The sequence below is a fragment of the Acidomonas methanolica genome, from assembly GCF_004346035.1.
Classification (GTDB): domain Bacteria; phylum Pseudomonadota; class Alphaproteobacteria; order Acetobacterales; family Acetobacteraceae; genus Acidomonas; species Acidomonas methanolica.
The window spans coordinates 1-13,775 of sequence record NZ_SLZN01000001.1 but is presented as its reverse complement, the minus strand read 5'-3'; the positions used below and the strand labels follow the sequence as shown (position 1 = coordinate 13,775).

16 protein-coding genes, 1 tRNA gene and 2 pseudogenes are annotated in these 13,775 nt (G+C 63.5%); 11 read left to right on the top strand and 8 right to left on the bottom strand.

The window, feature by feature from the left end:
- The first annotated feature begins 158 nt into the window (after window positions 1-158).
- The 3 genes from gap (at window position 159) to EDC31_RS00085 (ending at window position 2,973) form a co-directional block, all read left to right on the top strand.
- A complete protein-coding gene (gene gap, locus EDC31_RS00095; RefSeq protein WP_042059272.1) occupies window positions 159-1,181 on the top strand; it encodes a type I glyceraldehyde-3-phosphate dehydrogenase in 1,023 nt (340 codons plus the stop codon).
- A gap of 18 nt (window positions 1,182-1,199) precedes the next feature.
- The gene (locus EDC31_RS00090) at window positions 1,200-2,417 is read left to right on the top strand and encodes a phosphoglycerate kinase (protein ID WP_042059274.1); all 1,218 of its coding nucleotides are present in this window, start codon (window positions 1,200-1,202) and stop codon (window positions 2,415-2,417) included.
- A gap of 109 nt (window positions 2,418-2,526) precedes the next feature.
- On the top strand, window positions 2,527-2,973 hold the full coding sequence (locus EDC31_RS00085; RefSeq protein ID WP_132126862.1) for a hypothetical protein: 447 nt from the start codon (window positions 2,527-2,529) through the stop codon (window positions 2,971-2,973).
- A 52-nt stretch (window positions 2,974-3,025) separates the two neighbouring features.
- Here EDC31_RS00085 and EDC31_RS00080 read toward each other — a convergent pair whose 3' ends face one another.
- The 3 genes from EDC31_RS00080 to EDC31_RS00070 all read right to left on the bottom strand — a co-directional run bounded on the left by EDC31_RS00080 (window position 3,026) and on the right by EDC31_RS00070 (window position 6,038).
- The gene (locus EDC31_RS00080) at window positions 3,026-4,075 is read right to left on the bottom strand and encodes an alcohol dehydrogenase catalytic domain-containing protein (protein WP_042059277.1); all 1,050 of its coding nucleotides are present in this window, start codon (window positions 4,073-4,075) and stop codon (window positions 3,026-3,028) included.
- A 152-nt stretch (window positions 4,076-4,227) separates the two neighbouring features.
- The gene (ubiM, locus tag EDC31_RS00075) at window positions 4,228-5,430 is read right to left on the bottom strand and encodes a 5-demethoxyubiquinol-8 5-hydroxylase UbiM (protein WP_042059279.1); all 1,203 of its coding nucleotides are present in this window, start codon (window positions 5,428-5,430) and stop codon (window positions 4,228-4,230) included.
- Entirely contained in the window at window positions 5,427-6,038 is a 612-nt protein-coding gene (locus tag EDC31_RS00070; protein WP_042059318.1) for a nitroreductase family protein, read from the bottom strand. Before EDC31_RS00070 ends, ubiM begins: the two co-directional genes overlap by 4 nt.
- Before the next feature lie 138 nt (window positions 6,039-6,176).
- Here EDC31_RS00070 and hisB point away from each other — a divergent pair, with 138 nt between their 5' ends.
- The 7 genes and pseudogenes from hisB to EDC31_RS00035 all read left to right on the top strand — a co-directional run bounded on the left by hisB (window position 6,177) and on the right by EDC31_RS00035 (window position 10,617).
- Window positions 6,177-6,773, top strand: a complete 597-nt coding sequence (hisB, locus tag EDC31_RS00065) for an imidazoleglycerol-phosphate dehydratase HisB (protein WP_042059321.1) — start codon at window positions 6,177-6,179, stop codon at window positions 6,771-6,773.
- Window positions 6,770-7,429 (top strand): imidazole glycerol phosphate synthase subunit HisH, encoded by a 660-nt coding sequence (hisH, locus tag EDC31_RS00060; protein ID WP_042059281.1) that lies wholly within the window; start codon window positions 6,770-6,772, stop codon window positions 7,427-7,429. Before hisB ends, hisH begins: the two co-directional genes overlap by 4 nt.
- Window positions 7,426-8,750, top strand: a pseudogene (gene hisA / locus EDC31_RS00055) (1-(5-phosphoribosyl)-5-[(5-phosphoribosylamino)methylideneamino]imidazole-4-carboxamide isomerase). The gene hisH and the pseudogene hisA overlap by 4 nt, the downstream one beginning before the upstream one ends.
- A complete protein-coding gene (gene hisF / locus EDC31_RS00050; RefSeq protein ID WP_042059284.1) occupies window positions 8,750-9,511 on the top strand; it encodes an imidazole glycerol phosphate synthase subunit HisF in 762 nt (253 codons plus the stop codon). The pseudogene hisA and the gene hisF overlap by 1 nt, the downstream one beginning before the upstream one ends.
- Before the next feature lie 181 nt (window positions 9,512-9,692).
- Entirely contained in the window at window positions 9,693-10,094 is a 402-nt protein-coding gene (locus EDC31_RS00045; protein WP_081797621.1) for a phosphoribosyl-ATP diphosphatase, read from the top strand.
- On the top strand, window positions 10,094-10,459 hold the full coding sequence (locus tag EDC31_RS00040) for a histidine triad nucleotide-binding protein (RefSeq protein ID WP_042059285.1): 366 nt from the start codon (window positions 10,094-10,096) through the stop codon (window positions 10,457-10,459). The genes EDC31_RS00045 and EDC31_RS00040 overlap by 1 nt, the downstream gene beginning before the upstream one ends.
- Window positions 10,460-10,541: 82 nt before the next feature.
- Window positions 10,542-10,617, top strand: a tRNA-Glu gene (locus EDC31_RS00035).
- A 58-nt stretch (window positions 10,618-10,675) separates the two neighbouring features.
- On the opposite strand, the gene EDC31_RS00030 is transcribed toward EDC31_RS00035, so the two are convergent.
- The 5 genes and pseudogenes from EDC31_RS00030 to EDC31_RS00010 form a co-directional block, all read right to left on the bottom strand.
- Window positions 10,676-11,707 carry a tyrosine-type recombinase/integrase gene (locus EDC31_RS00030; RefSeq protein ID WP_222592970.1) on the bottom strand — a complete coding sequence of 344 codons (1,032 nt, stop codon included), beginning with the start codon at window positions 11,705-11,707 and terminating at the stop codon, window positions 10,676-10,678.
- A gap of 20 nt (window positions 11,708-11,727) precedes the next feature.
- Window positions 11,728-11,856, bottom strand: a pseudogene (locus EDC31_RS18470) (helix-turn-helix domain-containing protein); the annotation flags it as partial.
- A 276-nt stretch (window positions 11,857-12,132) separates the two neighbouring features.
- Window positions 12,133-12,723: a helix-turn-helix domain-containing protein gene (locus EDC31_RS00020; protein ID WP_158310366.1), complete on the bottom strand. Its 591-nt coding sequence runs from the start codon at window positions 12,721-12,723 to the stop codon at window positions 12,133-12,135.
- 149 nt (window positions 12,724-12,872) lie between these two features.
- Complete coding sequence (locus EDC31_RS00015; RefSeq protein WP_042061908.1) at window positions 12,873-13,325, bottom strand: type II toxin-antitoxin system VapC family toxin; 453 nt, start codon at window positions 13,323-13,325, stop codon at window positions 12,873-12,875.
- Window positions 13,322-13,570, bottom strand: a complete 249-nt coding sequence (locus EDC31_RS00010) for a type II toxin-antitoxin system Phd/YefM family antitoxin (RefSeq protein ID WP_042061906.1) — start codon at window positions 13,568-13,570, stop codon at window positions 13,322-13,324. Before EDC31_RS00010 ends, EDC31_RS00015 begins: the two co-directional genes overlap by 4 nt.
- An 89-nt stretch (window positions 13,571-13,659) precedes the next feature.
- On the opposite strand from EDC31_RS00010, the gene EDC31_RS00005 reads away from it, so the two are divergent.
- On the top strand, window positions 13,660-13,775 hold a 116-nt coding region (locus tag EDC31_RS00005; protein WP_165920193.1), incomplete at its 3' end, for a transposase.

Below are 13,775 nucleotides of genomic sequence, written 5' to 3'. Positions count from 1 at the left end.
GGCAAGCATGCGACCCGACAGTCCGTGTCGCGATAAAATCCGCTTTGCCCCTCTCGCCTTATGGGCCGCTCCCGCATAGACTTGCGGCCCTGACCAGGAAAGCGACGCCTTCGCCGGGACGTTACCGGGCGAAAGCATGGATAACGGAGTGACGCAAAGTGGCTGTAAAGATCGCAATCAACGGATTCGGGCGTATCGGTCGTCTTGTGCTGCGCGGCATCATCGAGAGCGGCCGAACCGATGTCGTGCCCGTGGCGATCAACGATCTCGGCTCCGTCGAGGCCAATGCCCATCTCATGTCTTATGACAGCGTCCATGGCCGGCTGAACGGCACCGTCCGCGTGGACGGCAACAAGATGATCATCGAGGCCAACGGTCGGGTCTACGATCCGATCACCGTCTCGGCCGAGCGCGATCCGACCGCCGTGCCCTTCCAGGGGATCGACGTCGCCATGGAGTGCACCGGCCTCTTCACCTCCAAGGAGAAGGCGTCGGCCCTGCTCAAGGCGGGCGCGCGCAAGGTCATCATCTCCGCGCCGGGCACGGATGTCGACGCGACCATCGTCTACGGCGTGAACAACGCGATGCTGACGAAAGACATGACCGTCATCTCCAACGCCTCCTGCACGACGAACTGCCTGGCCCCGGTGGCCAAGGTTCTGGACGATGCCTTCGGGATCAAATGCGGCTATATGCTGACGGTCCACTCCTTCACCGGCGACCAGCGTTCGGTGGACACGCTGCACAAGGACATGCGCCGCGCCCGGGCCGCCTCGCTGAACATGATCCCCACCTCGACCGGCGCCGCCCGGGCGATCGGGCTCGTCCTGCCGCATCTCAAGGGGCGCCTCGACGGCACCTCGATTCGCGTCCCCACGCCGAACGTCTCGGTCGTCTCGCTGGATTTCATTCCCGAGCGCCCGGTGACGTCGGTGAAGGAGGTCAACGCGGCCGTGGCGAAGGCCGCCGCCGAAGGGCCGCTGAAGGGCATCCTCGACTACACCGAGGTCGAGCTGGTCAGCTCCGACTTCAACCACCACATCGCCTCGTCCACCTTCGACGCGACGCAGACCGCCCTTGTCAACGGCGGCGAGATGGTGCGCGTCTGCGCCTGGTACGATAATGAGTGGGGCTTCTCCAACCGCATGTCCGACACCGCTGCCCTCTTCGGCAGCCTCTGAGCAGGACAGGAGCACGTCATGGCCGCCTTTCGCACGCTCAATGACCTCTCGCCGGCCGGTAAGCGCATCCTTCTGCGGGCCGACCTCAACGTCCCGGTCCGGGAGGGGCGCATCACGGATACGACGCGCATCGACCGCGTCCTGCCGACAGTAGAGGAACTCGTGGAAAAGGGCGGCCGCGTCATCGTGCTCAGCCATTTCGACCGTCCGAAAGGCAGGGTCGTGGCGGAAATGTCGCTCGCGCCCATCGCGGCGGCGATGGCGGAGAAGACCCGGCACACGGTCCGCTTCGTGTCCGACTGCATCGGGCCGGAAGTGGAGCACGCCATCGCGGCGATGAAGGATGGAGACATCCTGATTCTCGAAAACACGCGCTTCCATGCGGGTGAGGAAAAGAACGACCCCGAATTCGTCGCATCGCTGGCGAAGAGCGGCGAAATCTACGTCAACGACGCCTTCTCCGCCGCGCATCGCGCTCATGCCTCGACGGAAGGCCTCGCGCGCCACCTGCCCGCCTTCGCCGGGCGGCTGATGGAGGCGGAGCTGAATGCACTCTCCGCAGCGCTGGAGAAGCCCGATCATCCGGTCGGCGCGCTGATCGGCGGGGCGAAGATCTCCACCAAGCTCGATCTGATCGGCAACGTCGTCAACAAGGTGGACATCCTGTTCATCGGCGGGGCGATGGCGAACACGTTCCTCGCCGCCGAAGGTGTTCCGGTCGGCAAATCCTTGCAGGAGGCCGAGATGCATGAGACGGCGCGCGAGATCGTCGCCCGCGCGCAGCAGGCCGGCTGCAAGATCATCCTGCCCGTGGATGCGGTGATCGCCCGCGAATTCCGTGAGGGCGCGCCGTCTGAAATCTGCCCGATCGACGCGGTGCCCGCCGACGCCATGATCCTCGACGCCGGTCCGCGCACCGTCGCGCTCATCAACGAGCAACTGGCCGGACTCAAGACGCTGGTCTGGAACGGTCCGCTCGGGGCGTTCGAGATCAAGCCGTTTGACGCGGCGACCGTCGCCGTGGCGCGGGAAGCGGCCCGTCTGACGAAAGAAGGCAAGCTCAAGACCATCGCGGGTGGCGGAGACACCGTCTCCGCCCTGCGTCATGCGGGTGTGGCCGATCAGATGAGCTATGTCTCCACGGCGGGCGGGGCCTTCATGGAGTGGCTGGAGGGCAAATTGCTGCCGGGCATCGCCGTGCTGACGGACGCCGCCCAGCATGTGGTGCCGCTCTGAGGTTGCAATCACGTTTTGCAACCGACTGAAACATTCGGAGTGAAAGATTTGCATTTCATGTCCTGAAGGCGCAACACTGCCGGGAGTTGGTTTCTCGGAGAGGTTCCCCATGGTACGGCGGAAAGTGATCCGGCTCTCTGCTGCCGTTGTGGTGATATTCGCGCCCGCCTGCGCGCATGCGGGGGGCTCGTCTTCGGTCGCGCAGGGGCGAAAGCTTCTCCATCCGAATACTGTCGGGTTCGGCAAGATGACGGATCTGTCGTTCAACAAGAGCGACACCGCTTCGCCGCTGCTCAAACGATCCGCGACCCATGGCCATGTCGAAGTCATGGAGGTTCACGGGCAGCCGCAATTTTCCGCGGCACCTCTGCCTGATGACGATATTGAGGCCCCGGCGGAAGGGGAAAGCGAGGAAGCCGGCTTGCGTCCGGATTTCTTCCATCGCGACGCACATCAGGTGGGAGAGGCGCTCGCCAACGGCGCGGGCGTGAACGCGCAGCGGGCCGGTCACGGGAGCGTCTCGGCGGGCGTGGCGCTCGCTGTTCCCATGGAGTGATTTTCCGGAAAACTTCTAAACCCGGTTGCAAAAGTTTTTTGCTTCACGCCACCTAAAAAGCGATCTGGATCTTCGTCGCTCCGCGATGAGTCGTCGCATGTTCGAATGCCGTGCGGGTATCGCGCATGGGGTAATGACGTTCGATCAGCGTATCGAGCTGCACATGACGGCTGTCGATCAGGCTGACCGCCTCGCGAAACGCTTTTGACTGGCCGTCTGACTGAGGCGCGTCACGAAGAATGATGCCTCGCGCGGCGAAGAGTTTCTGCGTCTTGATCGAAAGCCGGGCCGCGTTGGCCAGGACGACAATACCGCCAGGCGCGACGGCATCCACAAGCATCGCCTCCCGCAGGGCGGCCCGCTCCGGCGACGCGCCGAAGAACAGCGTGACGTCCGCCCGGTTTTCCGGCCGCGCAAGGGCGCCCGGACGTCTCTCGATATCGACCGTATGGTCCGCGCCGAGACGCGCGGCCACGGCGAGACTTTGCGGCTCCGTCGACGCCGCGGCGACGGAGGTGACACCATGGAGCCGGGAGGCCGCCACCGCCAGCGCGGCCGGCGTGCTGTCCCCCATGACCAGCAACCGGCGTCCCTCCAGTTCACCCGCTCCGGACAGAGCACGCAGCGCGGTGGCCATGGGGTTCGAGAGCGCAAGGGCCGAAGCGTCCATGAAAGCGGCCGGCACGCATTGCAGCGCCGCGCACAGAAATTCGTCACGGAACGCGCCCTGAACAGGCGTGCGGCGCGCCATCAATGTCCCGAGAATGCGCGGGGAGAGGCACAGATCCGGCGAGCCGCTCCGGCAGCACCGGCACGCGCCACAGGGCACACGCGGATCGACGGCGACCAGATCGCCTACGCGAAGTCCCGTGACCCCCGGCCCTATCCGCGCGATGCGCCCGGCCACCTCATGGCCGGGAATGAGTGACTCCATGCGGACACATCCCGAAGGCCCCGAGATGCCGTTCTGGTAAAGAAATGATTCAGTGCCGCCGATCCCGCCCGCCTCGACACGCACGACGACCTGACCCCAGTCGGGATCGCCCGTCTCCTGCCCCTCGATCGCCAGATCTCCTGCACCGCGTATGACGACAGCCAGCATCCATTGGCCCTTCTCCGTTCCGAGCCAATAAAGCTCGCCCCTGAAGATGACCCTATTTCATAAAGATCACTTTATTCTTTTCACGTGGCCGTGGAACACGCAGAATTGCACTGCGCCGGAGCGACTCTATCTCGCGGAGGCCCATTCCTGGGTCAGGCGGGAGAATTCCGGTCCATCAGCACCCCCGTGACGAAGCGTTTGAACGGGGCGAGCTGATCGGCGATGCCGAGACCCGCCCGACGCAGCGCGAGCATGGGCAGGGCATCATGCGAATAAATCACGCCGATCCCATTGGTGGCGGCGAAGAGCGGTGCCGTGGCCATCCGGTGCCGCCGCTGGAAACTGCGGAGCGCCGCCGGATCGCCCGCGTCGCCCTCCCCCTCGGCGATCGCGCGGGCCAGACTCTCCTGTCCGCGCAGGCCGAGATTGAAGCCATGCGCGGTGATCGGATGCATGCCGACAGCCGCGTCTCCCAGCAGGGCGAAGCGCGTGGTCTGGAAGCGATGCGCATAGACGGCCTTGAGCGGATAGACGCAACGCGCGCTTTCCAACGTCATCTGGCCGAAACGCTCCTGGGTGCGCGCGGTGATGTCGGCGTTGAAAGAGACCTCGTCCATGGTGCGCAGGGCCTCGATTTCGTCCGCCGGGAGGGTGAGGACGAGCGAGGAGACGCTTCCGGGACGATCATCGGCGGCGACCGGCAGGAGCGCGATGGTCTGGCCCTCGTCGAACCATTGCAGCGCGGTGGCGTCATGCGGCATCGGATGGCGGAGGCGGCAGACGAGAATGCTGGCGTGGAAATCATGCACGATCGCGCCGATCCCCATCATCTGGCGCAGGCGCGAAAAACGTCCGTCCGCGCCGATCAGCAGGGACGAGTCGTAGCGCACACCATTTTCCAGCGTGACGCGCGCCTGCCGTCGGCTGGTGGCGGCTTCCGTGATTCCGAGGCCACAAACGATCCGTACGCGCGGCTCCACCTTCGCCACGGCGAAGAGCGCCGTACGGATCAGGTGATTGGCGACGAGATGACCCAGCGCGTCCGGCCCGTCCTGAGGCGCGCGAAACAGCAGCGCCCTGCCCTTCCGCGGTGTGTGTCCGCTCTCGATCCGCGCCGTCTGAAGCGGGGAAATCGCGTGAGCGGGAAGATGCGCCCATGCGCCAACGGATTTCAGCCAGTTCGATGCGTGATGGGTCAGCGCGATCTCGCGCCCGTCAAAGGCGGGGCGCGCGAGGATCGGTTCCGGCGCCCGCTCGATGACCGTCACCTCGCGGCCGTCCCGCGCCAAGGAGATGGCGGCGGCGAGCCCGACCGGGCCGCCGCCCGCGACGACGATCTCGGTCTCGCGAATCATGTGTCGGCCCGGAAGCTGACCGGCTCGCCCGTCCAGAAGGCCATGTAATCCTCGATCTCGGGACGCCGGGGCATGTGCGGCGTCTTGGTTGGCGTTCCGACGAAAATGAAGCCGGCGATACGGTCGGAGTCGCCGAGACCCAGCGCCGAGCGGAATTCCGGCTCGTTCATATAGTCGCCGGACACCCACATGCCGCCGAACCCCTCGGCATGAAGCGCGTTGAGCACGTTCATCGCCCCGGCGGCGACGGAGGCTTCCTGCTCGGATACGGGGATCTTGCCGCTTTCCTCCAGATGCATGCCCAGCACGACGGTCATGGGCATCTCGGAGAAGCGATGGAACCGTTTCTCGATCTTCTTCTCCGAAATGTCGGGCTCAACCGCCCGCATGGCCCTGACAACCAGCTCGGCGAATTGCGCGCGCCGCTTCCCCTTGATGACGACATAGCGCCAGGGACGCAACTTCCCGTGATCCGGGGCGCGCAGCCCGGCGGAGAGGATCGCGGCGATCTGATGCTTGTCCGGCGCGGGTTCGGCCAGCGCATCGCAGGAGACGCGCGAGAGCAGGAAGGAGAGCGTCGGCGAATGAGGCGTGGCGGAATCTGTCATGATGCCTTTATAGATGGCAAGAGCCGGAAGCATCGCCAAGCGAAAACATTCGAAAGTGACGCCGGGCGCGACGCGAACGCCGCCTCCGGGTCGGCCAGCCTGTATCGCTCGCCCGGCGGATAGGGTATGGAGACCGCCATGAACGCGCCACGCATCGCCCGCATTCATCGGGTCACAAGTGAGACGGACATCACACTCGCCCTGGGGCTGGACGGCCATGGCCGCGCGGAGCTGGACAGCGGCATAGGTTTCTTCGACCACATGCTCGCCGCGCTGGCGAAGCATGGCGGGCTGGATCTCGACCTGCGCTGCAACGGCGACCTGCATATCGACGGCCATCATACGGTCGAGGATATCGGCATCGCCCTGGGTCAGGCTTTTCGTGACGCGATCGGCGACAAGCGGGGAATCACGCGATTCGGCCATGCGCTGGTCCCGCTCGACGAGGCGCTGTGCGAGGCGGTGGTGGATATTTCCGGCCGCCCCTATCTCGCCTGGTCGATCGAATTTCCCCGCGAGCGGATCGGCGAGATGGATACCGAGCTTTTCGAGGAATTCTTCCGTGCCTTCGCCATGTCCGCGCATGTTACGCTGCATCTCGCCTGCAAGACGGGGCGCAATGCGCATCATATCGCGGAGAGCTGCTTCAAGGCGTTCGCCCGCGCGCTCCGCATGGCCGTCGCCCATGATCCGCGCGCCGCGGGCGCGATCCCTTCGACAAAGGGGGTGCTGTGACCGCCGCGCCCATCGTCATCATCGACTATAACGGCGGCAATCTCGCCTCCGCTGCCCAGGCGGCGCGGCGCGCGGCGGCCGATCTGGGCCTGCCGCACGATGTCGTCATCAGCGGCGATCCGTCCACGGTGCGCGCGGCCTCCCGCATCATTCTTCCCGGCCAGGGCGCGTTCGACCATTGCGCGCAGGAGCTTGGCGCGGGACTGCGTGACGCCATCGAGGAAGCGACGCGGGAGGGAACGCCCTTTCTGGGCATCTGCGTCGGAATGCAGTTGATGGCCGAGCGGGGGCTGGAACATGGCGTCACGCCCGGCCTCGGCTGGATCAGGGGCGAGATCGCCCCCATGGACGACGCGACGGAACTCGGCCTGCGGTTGCCGCATATGGGCTGGAACCGGCTCGACCACACCCGGGACTCGCATCCGCTGACCGAAGGGCTCGCCGCCGACGCGCATGGCTATTTCGTCCATTCCTACGCTCTGCGCGGCTATGATGAGGCCGATCTGGTCGCCACCGCGGAATATGGCGGCCGGGTTCCGGCCATCGTCGCGCGCGGCAACCGCTGCGGCACGCAGTTCCATGTCGAGAAGAGCCAGCGTACGGGACTGCGGATCATGGCGAATTTCCTGCTCTGGCAGCCGGTTCCCGCCACATGAGCGGTCACGCGTCCATCTCCGCCGAGCGTGTGTCCCGCTTCAGCGAGGACGACCTTGCCGCGCTGTGCGAGGCGACCATCGCCGCGATCCTCGATGGCGGCGGGTTCGGCTGGCTGTCCCCGCCCGCCCCGTCCCTGCTGGCGCGCTACTTCCAGGGCCTGCTGCTCGTGCCCGAGACGGGGCTGTTCGTCGTGCGGGAGAACGGGATGATCCAGGGCGCCGCCGTTCTGAGCCGCCCGGCGCGCAATAACGAGGCGCAGGCCATGAGCGCCCATCTCTCCGGCATCCACGTCGCGCCCTATGCGCGCGGTCGCGGTCTCGGACGCGCCCTGGCGCGCGCCGTCATCCGTTCCGCCCGCGCCATGGGCTGCCGCGTGCTGAATTGCGATGTGCGGGAGACGCAGATCGCCGCCATTGCCCTCTGCCGCTCGCTCGGCTTCGAGCATTGGGGCACGCACCCTTATTACGCGCGCAGCGGCGGCGCGCTGGTGAAGGGGCTCTATCTGGTCAAGCTGCTCGACGACGAGGACGAGACGGCGCCTTCGATAAAGGACGACAACACGTGACGGAAACTTCCCGCCGTCCTCTGACCCTCTATCCCGCCATCGACCTGAAGGACGGCGCCTGCGTGCGCCTGCGTCGCGGCGAGATGGAGGACGCGACCCGCTATTCCGACGATCCCGCCGCCCAGGCGCGGCGCTTCGTCGCGGCGGGCTGCGCGCATCTGCATGTGGTCGATCTCAACGGCGCGTTCGAGGGACGCTCCGCCAACGCTCCGGCAATCGCGGCGATTCTGGATGCCGCCACGGTGCCGGTGCAACTCGGCGGCGGCATTCGCGACATGGCGGCGATCGAGCACTGGCTGGACAGGGGCGTCGCGCGCGTCATTCTTGGCTCGATCGCGGTGAAGGCTCCTGCCCTCGTGCGCGAGGCCGCCACCCGCTTTCCGGGCCGGATCGTCGCGGGAATCGACGCGCGCCAGGGCCGCGTCGCGACGGAGGGATGGGCCGAGATCTCGGACATGACGGCGGGCGATCTCGCCTTGCGGATGCAGGATGCGGGGGTGGCGGCGGTGATCTTCACCGAGATCACGCGCGACGGCATGCTGGAGGGGCTCGATCTCGACCAGACGGCGGCACTCGCGAACAGCCTCTCCATCCCCGTGATCGCCAGTGGCGGCGTGGGCGAGATCGCCCATCTCGCGGCGCTGCGGGAGGTCGCGCGGGATGCCCCCGGTATTTCCGGCGTGATCGTCGGGCGCGCGCTCTATGACGGCCGGATCACGCTGGCGGAGGCGCTCGAAGTGCTGGGAGCGGTGTGATGCTCAAGCTTCGCGTCATTCCCTGTCTCGATGTGAAGGATGGACGCGTCGTCAAGGGCGTCAATTTCGTCTCCCTGCGCGATGCGGGCGATCCGGTGGAGCAGGCTGCGGTCTATGATGCGGCGGGGGCGGACGAGCTGACCTTCCTCGACATCACCGCGAGCGTGGAAAACCGGGACACTCTCCTCGATGTCGTCAGCCGCACGGCGCAGAAGATTTTCCTGCCGCTGACCGTCGGCGGCGGGGTGCGCGGCCCGGAGGACATGCGCCGGCTTCTGCTTGCCGGTGCGGATAAATGTGCCGTCAACTCGGCGGCCGTCCGCACGCCCGGACTGATCAACGATTGCGCCGAACGCTTCGGCAGCCAGTGCGTGGTCGTCGCGATCGACGCGCGCGCGAACGGGCGTGGCGGGTGGGAAGTGTATGTGAAGGGCGGCCGGGAACCGACGGGAATCGACGCGATCGCCTGGGCGCAGCAGATGCAGGCACGCGGCGCGGGCGAAATTCTCCTTACCAGCATGGATCGCGACGGAACGCGCGCAGGCTTCGATCTCGATCTGCTGCGCGCCGTGTGCGGCGCCGTCCACCTGCCGGTCGTCGCATCGGGCGGCGTGGGAACGGTTGAGCATTTCGTGGACGGCGCACGGGCCGGAGCGAGCGGATTGCTGGCGGCCAGCGTGTTCCATTTCGGCACATTCGGGATCGACACCGTGAAGGCGGCGATGAAGGATGCGGGGCTTCCCGTCCGGATGGGTGATTGAGGACGCGCGTCGGTTTGACTATCGACGTCGCCACGCCGAACTCCGGCCCGCATCCGACAAAAGGCGCGCGCCCTCTCGAAAATCAGGCCGAGGCGCTATCGCCATTGAGGCTTCCTTGCGCCCGGGACGGATTTGAGCCAACAAGGTTGGCACCTGCTGACCAGAACTTGAGGAAGAGGACTTGGCCAAGGCGACGCCTAAATCCGACAAGAAATCCACCGGGCGCAAGAGTGCCGTTCCCGTGCCGCCGGAAATTGACGCGAGTGTGCTGGACACGCTCTATCAGACCATCACCGCCCGGCGTGGAACCGATCCCGCGTTGAGTCACTCGGCGCGCCTCCTGTCGCGCGGCACACGGAAGATCGCGCAGAAATTCGGCGAAGAAGCCGTCGAATGCCTGATCGAAGCCGTCGCGGGAAACAAGCGTGAATTGATCGGCGAAAGCGCGGATGTCCTGTATCACCTGCTGGTCATGTGGGTGGATGCGGGCGTGCAGCCGGAGGATGTCTGGTCTGAATTGCGGCGGCGCGAAGCCATGAGTGGCGTGGCCGAGAAAGCATCCCGTCCGAAGGAGAATGTCTGATGTCCGATCCTTATGACGACCTGAACATCTTTGCCCGTATTCTGCGGGGCGAAATTCCCGTTCAGGCCGTTTACGAGGACGAATACGCCCTCGCCTTTCCCGATATCGCGCCCAAGGCCCCTGTCCATGTGCTGGTGATTCCGCGCGGACGGTATATGTCCCATGCCGATTTCAGCGCCCGCGCATCGGATGCAGAAATCACCGGCTTCACCCGGGCCGTCGGCGAGGTCGCCCGCAAGCTCGATGTCGAGCAAAGCGGCTATCGCCTGCTGAGCAATACCGGCCCGAACGCCGGTCAGGAAGTGCCCCACTACCACGTTCACCTGCTCGCGGGCGAACGGCTCGGACCGCTCCGGACCGCCTGACAAAAAATGCGGCAATCGGGAGAAAATATGCTCTTTCTCCCTTGCCTCCTTTTTCGTCATCCCTTATCAACCCCCTCGCCTCGTCCCATTCGTCTAGAGGCCTAGGACACCGCCCTCTCACGGCGGCAACAGGGGTTCGAATCCCCTATGGGACGCCATTGATTTTGCTGGATAATTTTACTTATCCACAGGTGGCTTACTGGTCCACATGGACCACTAAAGTTCAAAAGCATCTGCAATGGTCCTGAGGTACGACGGATCGAACTTCCTATAGACTCGCCGGAGGGTGACGGGATCAGTGGCCAACCAGTCTGCTGCCTGGTCAATTGGAATTCGGTCCATCGCAAACCAGCTTGCCAAAGAGTGCTTGAGATGATGTGGCGTCGGCTTCCAGTCCAACCCGGCGCGCTCACAAGCCTTCCCAAAAGACCAACGTAATCCGTTCGGTACCGGCTTGTCGTGCCATTGGACCACAAAGTCACCTCTTCGCGCTTTGCAAGCACTCTCAAGTTCCCTGCGGAGCGCTGTGGTCATCGGAACCACAGCACGCCTCTTGGTTGTCAGCACACGGCCGGGCTCCTGAAAATCGATCATGCCCGTCTGAAAATTGACCCGATCCCACGTTAAAGCAAGTATTGAACCCTTACGACCACCCGTGTAGATCGCCAGCGCTACAAACAAGCGCACATGAGGCGTTTCACAAGCGTCGAGCAAACGCTTTGCCTCAATTTTGGTCAGATATCTATCCCGTGGCGCGGAGTCCCGTGGCGGCTCGATTGTCGGCGGCCGGATAAGGAAGCCGTCCTTCCAGACGCGGCGCATAGTGGCGCGCAGGACGTTGAATTCCCGCCGAAGCGTGCCGTTTGATACAGGTACGGGGACATCCTCACTCTTTCTCCGCTTCCGAGTGCGCGTTGCTGCATACTGATCCCATATGCGCTGCTCAATCTGGTCAACTCTCAGATGACCCATAGCCCTGTCGAGCGCCACGATTGCTTCCTGCAATCGTTTCAGTGCCGATACCTTGCCGCGCCGTGATTCAATATATCGCTCGAAGGCGTCGGACATGAGCATATTAAGCGGGTGTTTTTCCAACGCCCGCTCAAAATCGACTAACGCTTGTCGAGCGCGCTCCTCATCCGCTGAGCCAGTCGAAAGTCGACGTCGTTTTCCCGCTTCCCACCAGACGATGTGATGCTTGCCGCGCCGGAATTCGAGGTGGGGGTTTTCATTTTTTGGGCGGGGCACAGGAAGCCCTCCATATAAGCCATAAGGTCTGCAACCGACACGAGCGTGCATCCGCGCTGCCGCCAGGCAGCCAGACGCCCCTCGCGAATGGCGCGACGCAGGGTCTCGGGATGACGCCTCACGGCCATAGCCGCCTCTGGTACAGTCATGAAAACAGGCAGCTTTATTATGCCGTCCACCTCGGATGGGGGATCTGCGAGCATCACACCAATCCTTCCCGGGAGAGGCCGCCAACAAGCCCACGACGTATCGCAAGGCAAAGGGGCGATGGATGTAGCCTCAAAACGGCAGCGACCGCTTGTTCGATCAAAAGTTGCGCATGGTCCCGCATGGCCCAAATCCTTCCCGAGAGCGCCAGAATTGGCGTAACGCTGAGAAGGTGGGCTCGAAATAAGCTCATGTCAAGCTTAATAAGCTTATATGGCTTATTTTATGGAATCGATCAGGGTATCGAGTCTGGCCACGCGTCGCCCGGCAAGTTCCTGGAGTTGTTCAGCTATCCTGCTGATATCCTGATTGCCGCTCCCGCGGGCCAGTTCCGCAAGCTCCTGCGTAAGACGCTGCTCGTCTTCGGCCATCATCCGGAAAAACCCGCGAAGCTCGCCAAGAATCAAAAACAGATCCCGCCGGTCATCCTCCTGACTACTGGTATCAGTCGTATTCTGATCTGCCGTATCTGCAAGAAGATCTCGTTTTGACGCGACAACACGGGACTTTCCATCCACAACAATCCGATCAAGTCTCAGCTTATCATTCTTTGTGAGTTTTTCGACATGACCGATGTCAGGGCACAGCTCGTCAATATTGATATTGAGAGCCTGGGCAATCTCATCGCGCCGGTCGAGAGAAGGAAGCTTCTTGCCCAGTTCCCACTCACTGATGGTTGTCACGCTGACCTGGAGTGCCTTTGCCAACTCAGGCTGGCGCATGCCAGCTTCCGTCCGCGCCTGCCTGATCGCATCCCCAACCTGATTTCTGATCGCACTCTGATGCGCCTTTGCCAACGAACCTGACACACTGACCCTCCTCATTTTCGGTTAGCGTACACAGGGTTGAGAGTGAAAAATAGGCTCAATTCAGAGAAATGAGCTCAGATCTTGTTTGGTGTCTGAGCCGCATGCCTGCTTCCAATGCCGGATTAGCGGGAGAAAGAGTGACCGCTCGATCAATGACCCGTCACAGCCTCATCAGGAGACCAAGCCGCAACATCAAAAGATGCGAAATGCTTCAGATTGCGCGTGACGACCTGGAGATCGTGCGCCTTTGCCGTGCCAGCGATCAGCGCATCGGCCATTCCGGGATTATGTCCAGCCGCAAGGGCATCTGCTTCCAGTCGCCCGGCGACTGTCGCAACCGAAGCATCGATTCCAACAATTCGGTCCTCATAGGTCGCCGTCAGACCGGTAAGCCAGATCTTCAGGCCAGCCGCCCGAACGGTTGCGCCCTTATACTCAAGCAGACTGATCCCCTTTTCGATTTCATGAACTGTCACGACCGACAGGTAGAGCTGGCCCTGCCCGTCAATCCGCTCCAGCCATTCGAGAAATGCCTCCGATGCCTCGTTCCTGGAGGGTGACAGCACCGAGATGACATTGGTGTCGAGCAGGTATCCTCTCACAGGTCGACATCTCGCGAGGACGACGCATTCCGCGTCAGAACCTCGTCAGGAAAGCTCCGGAGATAGGATGCCAGACTGGGACGCTTCCGTCCCATGGCCCTGCGTCCGGCATCTGCGGCTTCGATGGAGACCAGAGCGGCCACAGGCTTGCCATGGCGGGTAATCGTCACGAACTCACCCTTGAGCGCCTTGTCGACCAGGGAAGAAAAACCGGCCTTCGCCTCTCTCAGTGTGATCGTCAGCATGGGAGCTGTCCTCGGCACTGTGGTCTTATTGACCTTGCCCCCTGAAATGCCCTCGAATTGAAGTAAGGTCTGTCCACTGGAGACAGACGATGAAGAAAGCACGATTTACGCAGGACCAGATTATCGGGCTCCTGAAAGAGCATCAGGCGGGCGCGACGGCGGCGGATCTGTGCCGCAAGCACGGGATCAGCGATGCGACGTTCTA

Bases quoted from the DNA above. Each gene is read 5' to 3' on its own strand.
- EDC31_RS00090 (WP_042059274.1), top strand. From the start codon at position 1,200: ATGGCCGCCTTTCGCACGCTCAATGACCTCTCGCCGGCCGGTAAGCGC.
- EDC31_RS00085 (WP_132126862.1), top strand. From the start codon at position 2,527: ATGGTACGGCGGAAAGTGATCCGGCTCTCTGCTGCCGTTGTGGTGATA.
- EDC31_RS00080 (WP_042059277.1), bottom strand. From the start codon at position 4,075: ATGCTGGCTGTCGTCATACGCGGTGCAGGAGATCTGGCGATCGAGGGG.
- ubiM (WP_042059279.1), bottom strand. From the start codon at position 5,430: ATGATTCGCGAGACCGAGATCGTCGTCGCGGGCGGCGGCCCGGTCGGG.
- EDC31_RS00070 (WP_042059318.1), bottom strand. From the start codon at position 6,038: ATGACAGATTCCGCCACGCCTCATTCGCCGACGCTCTCCTTCCTGCTC.
- hisB (WP_042059321.1), top strand. From the start codon at position 6,177: ATGAACGCGCCACGCATCGCCCGCATTCATCGGGTCACAAGTGAGACG.
- hisF (WP_042059284.1), top strand. From the start codon at position 8,750: ATGCTCAAGCTTCGCGTCATTCCCTGTCTCGATGTGAAGGATGGACGC.
- EDC31_RS00040 (WP_042059285.1), top strand. From the start codon at position 10,094: ATGTCCGATCCTTATGACGACCTGAACATCTTTGCCCGTATTCTGCGG.
- EDC31_RS00010 (WP_042061906.1), bottom strand. From the start codon at position 13,570: ATGCTGACGATCACACTGAGAGAGGCGAAGGCCGGTTTTTCTTCCCTG.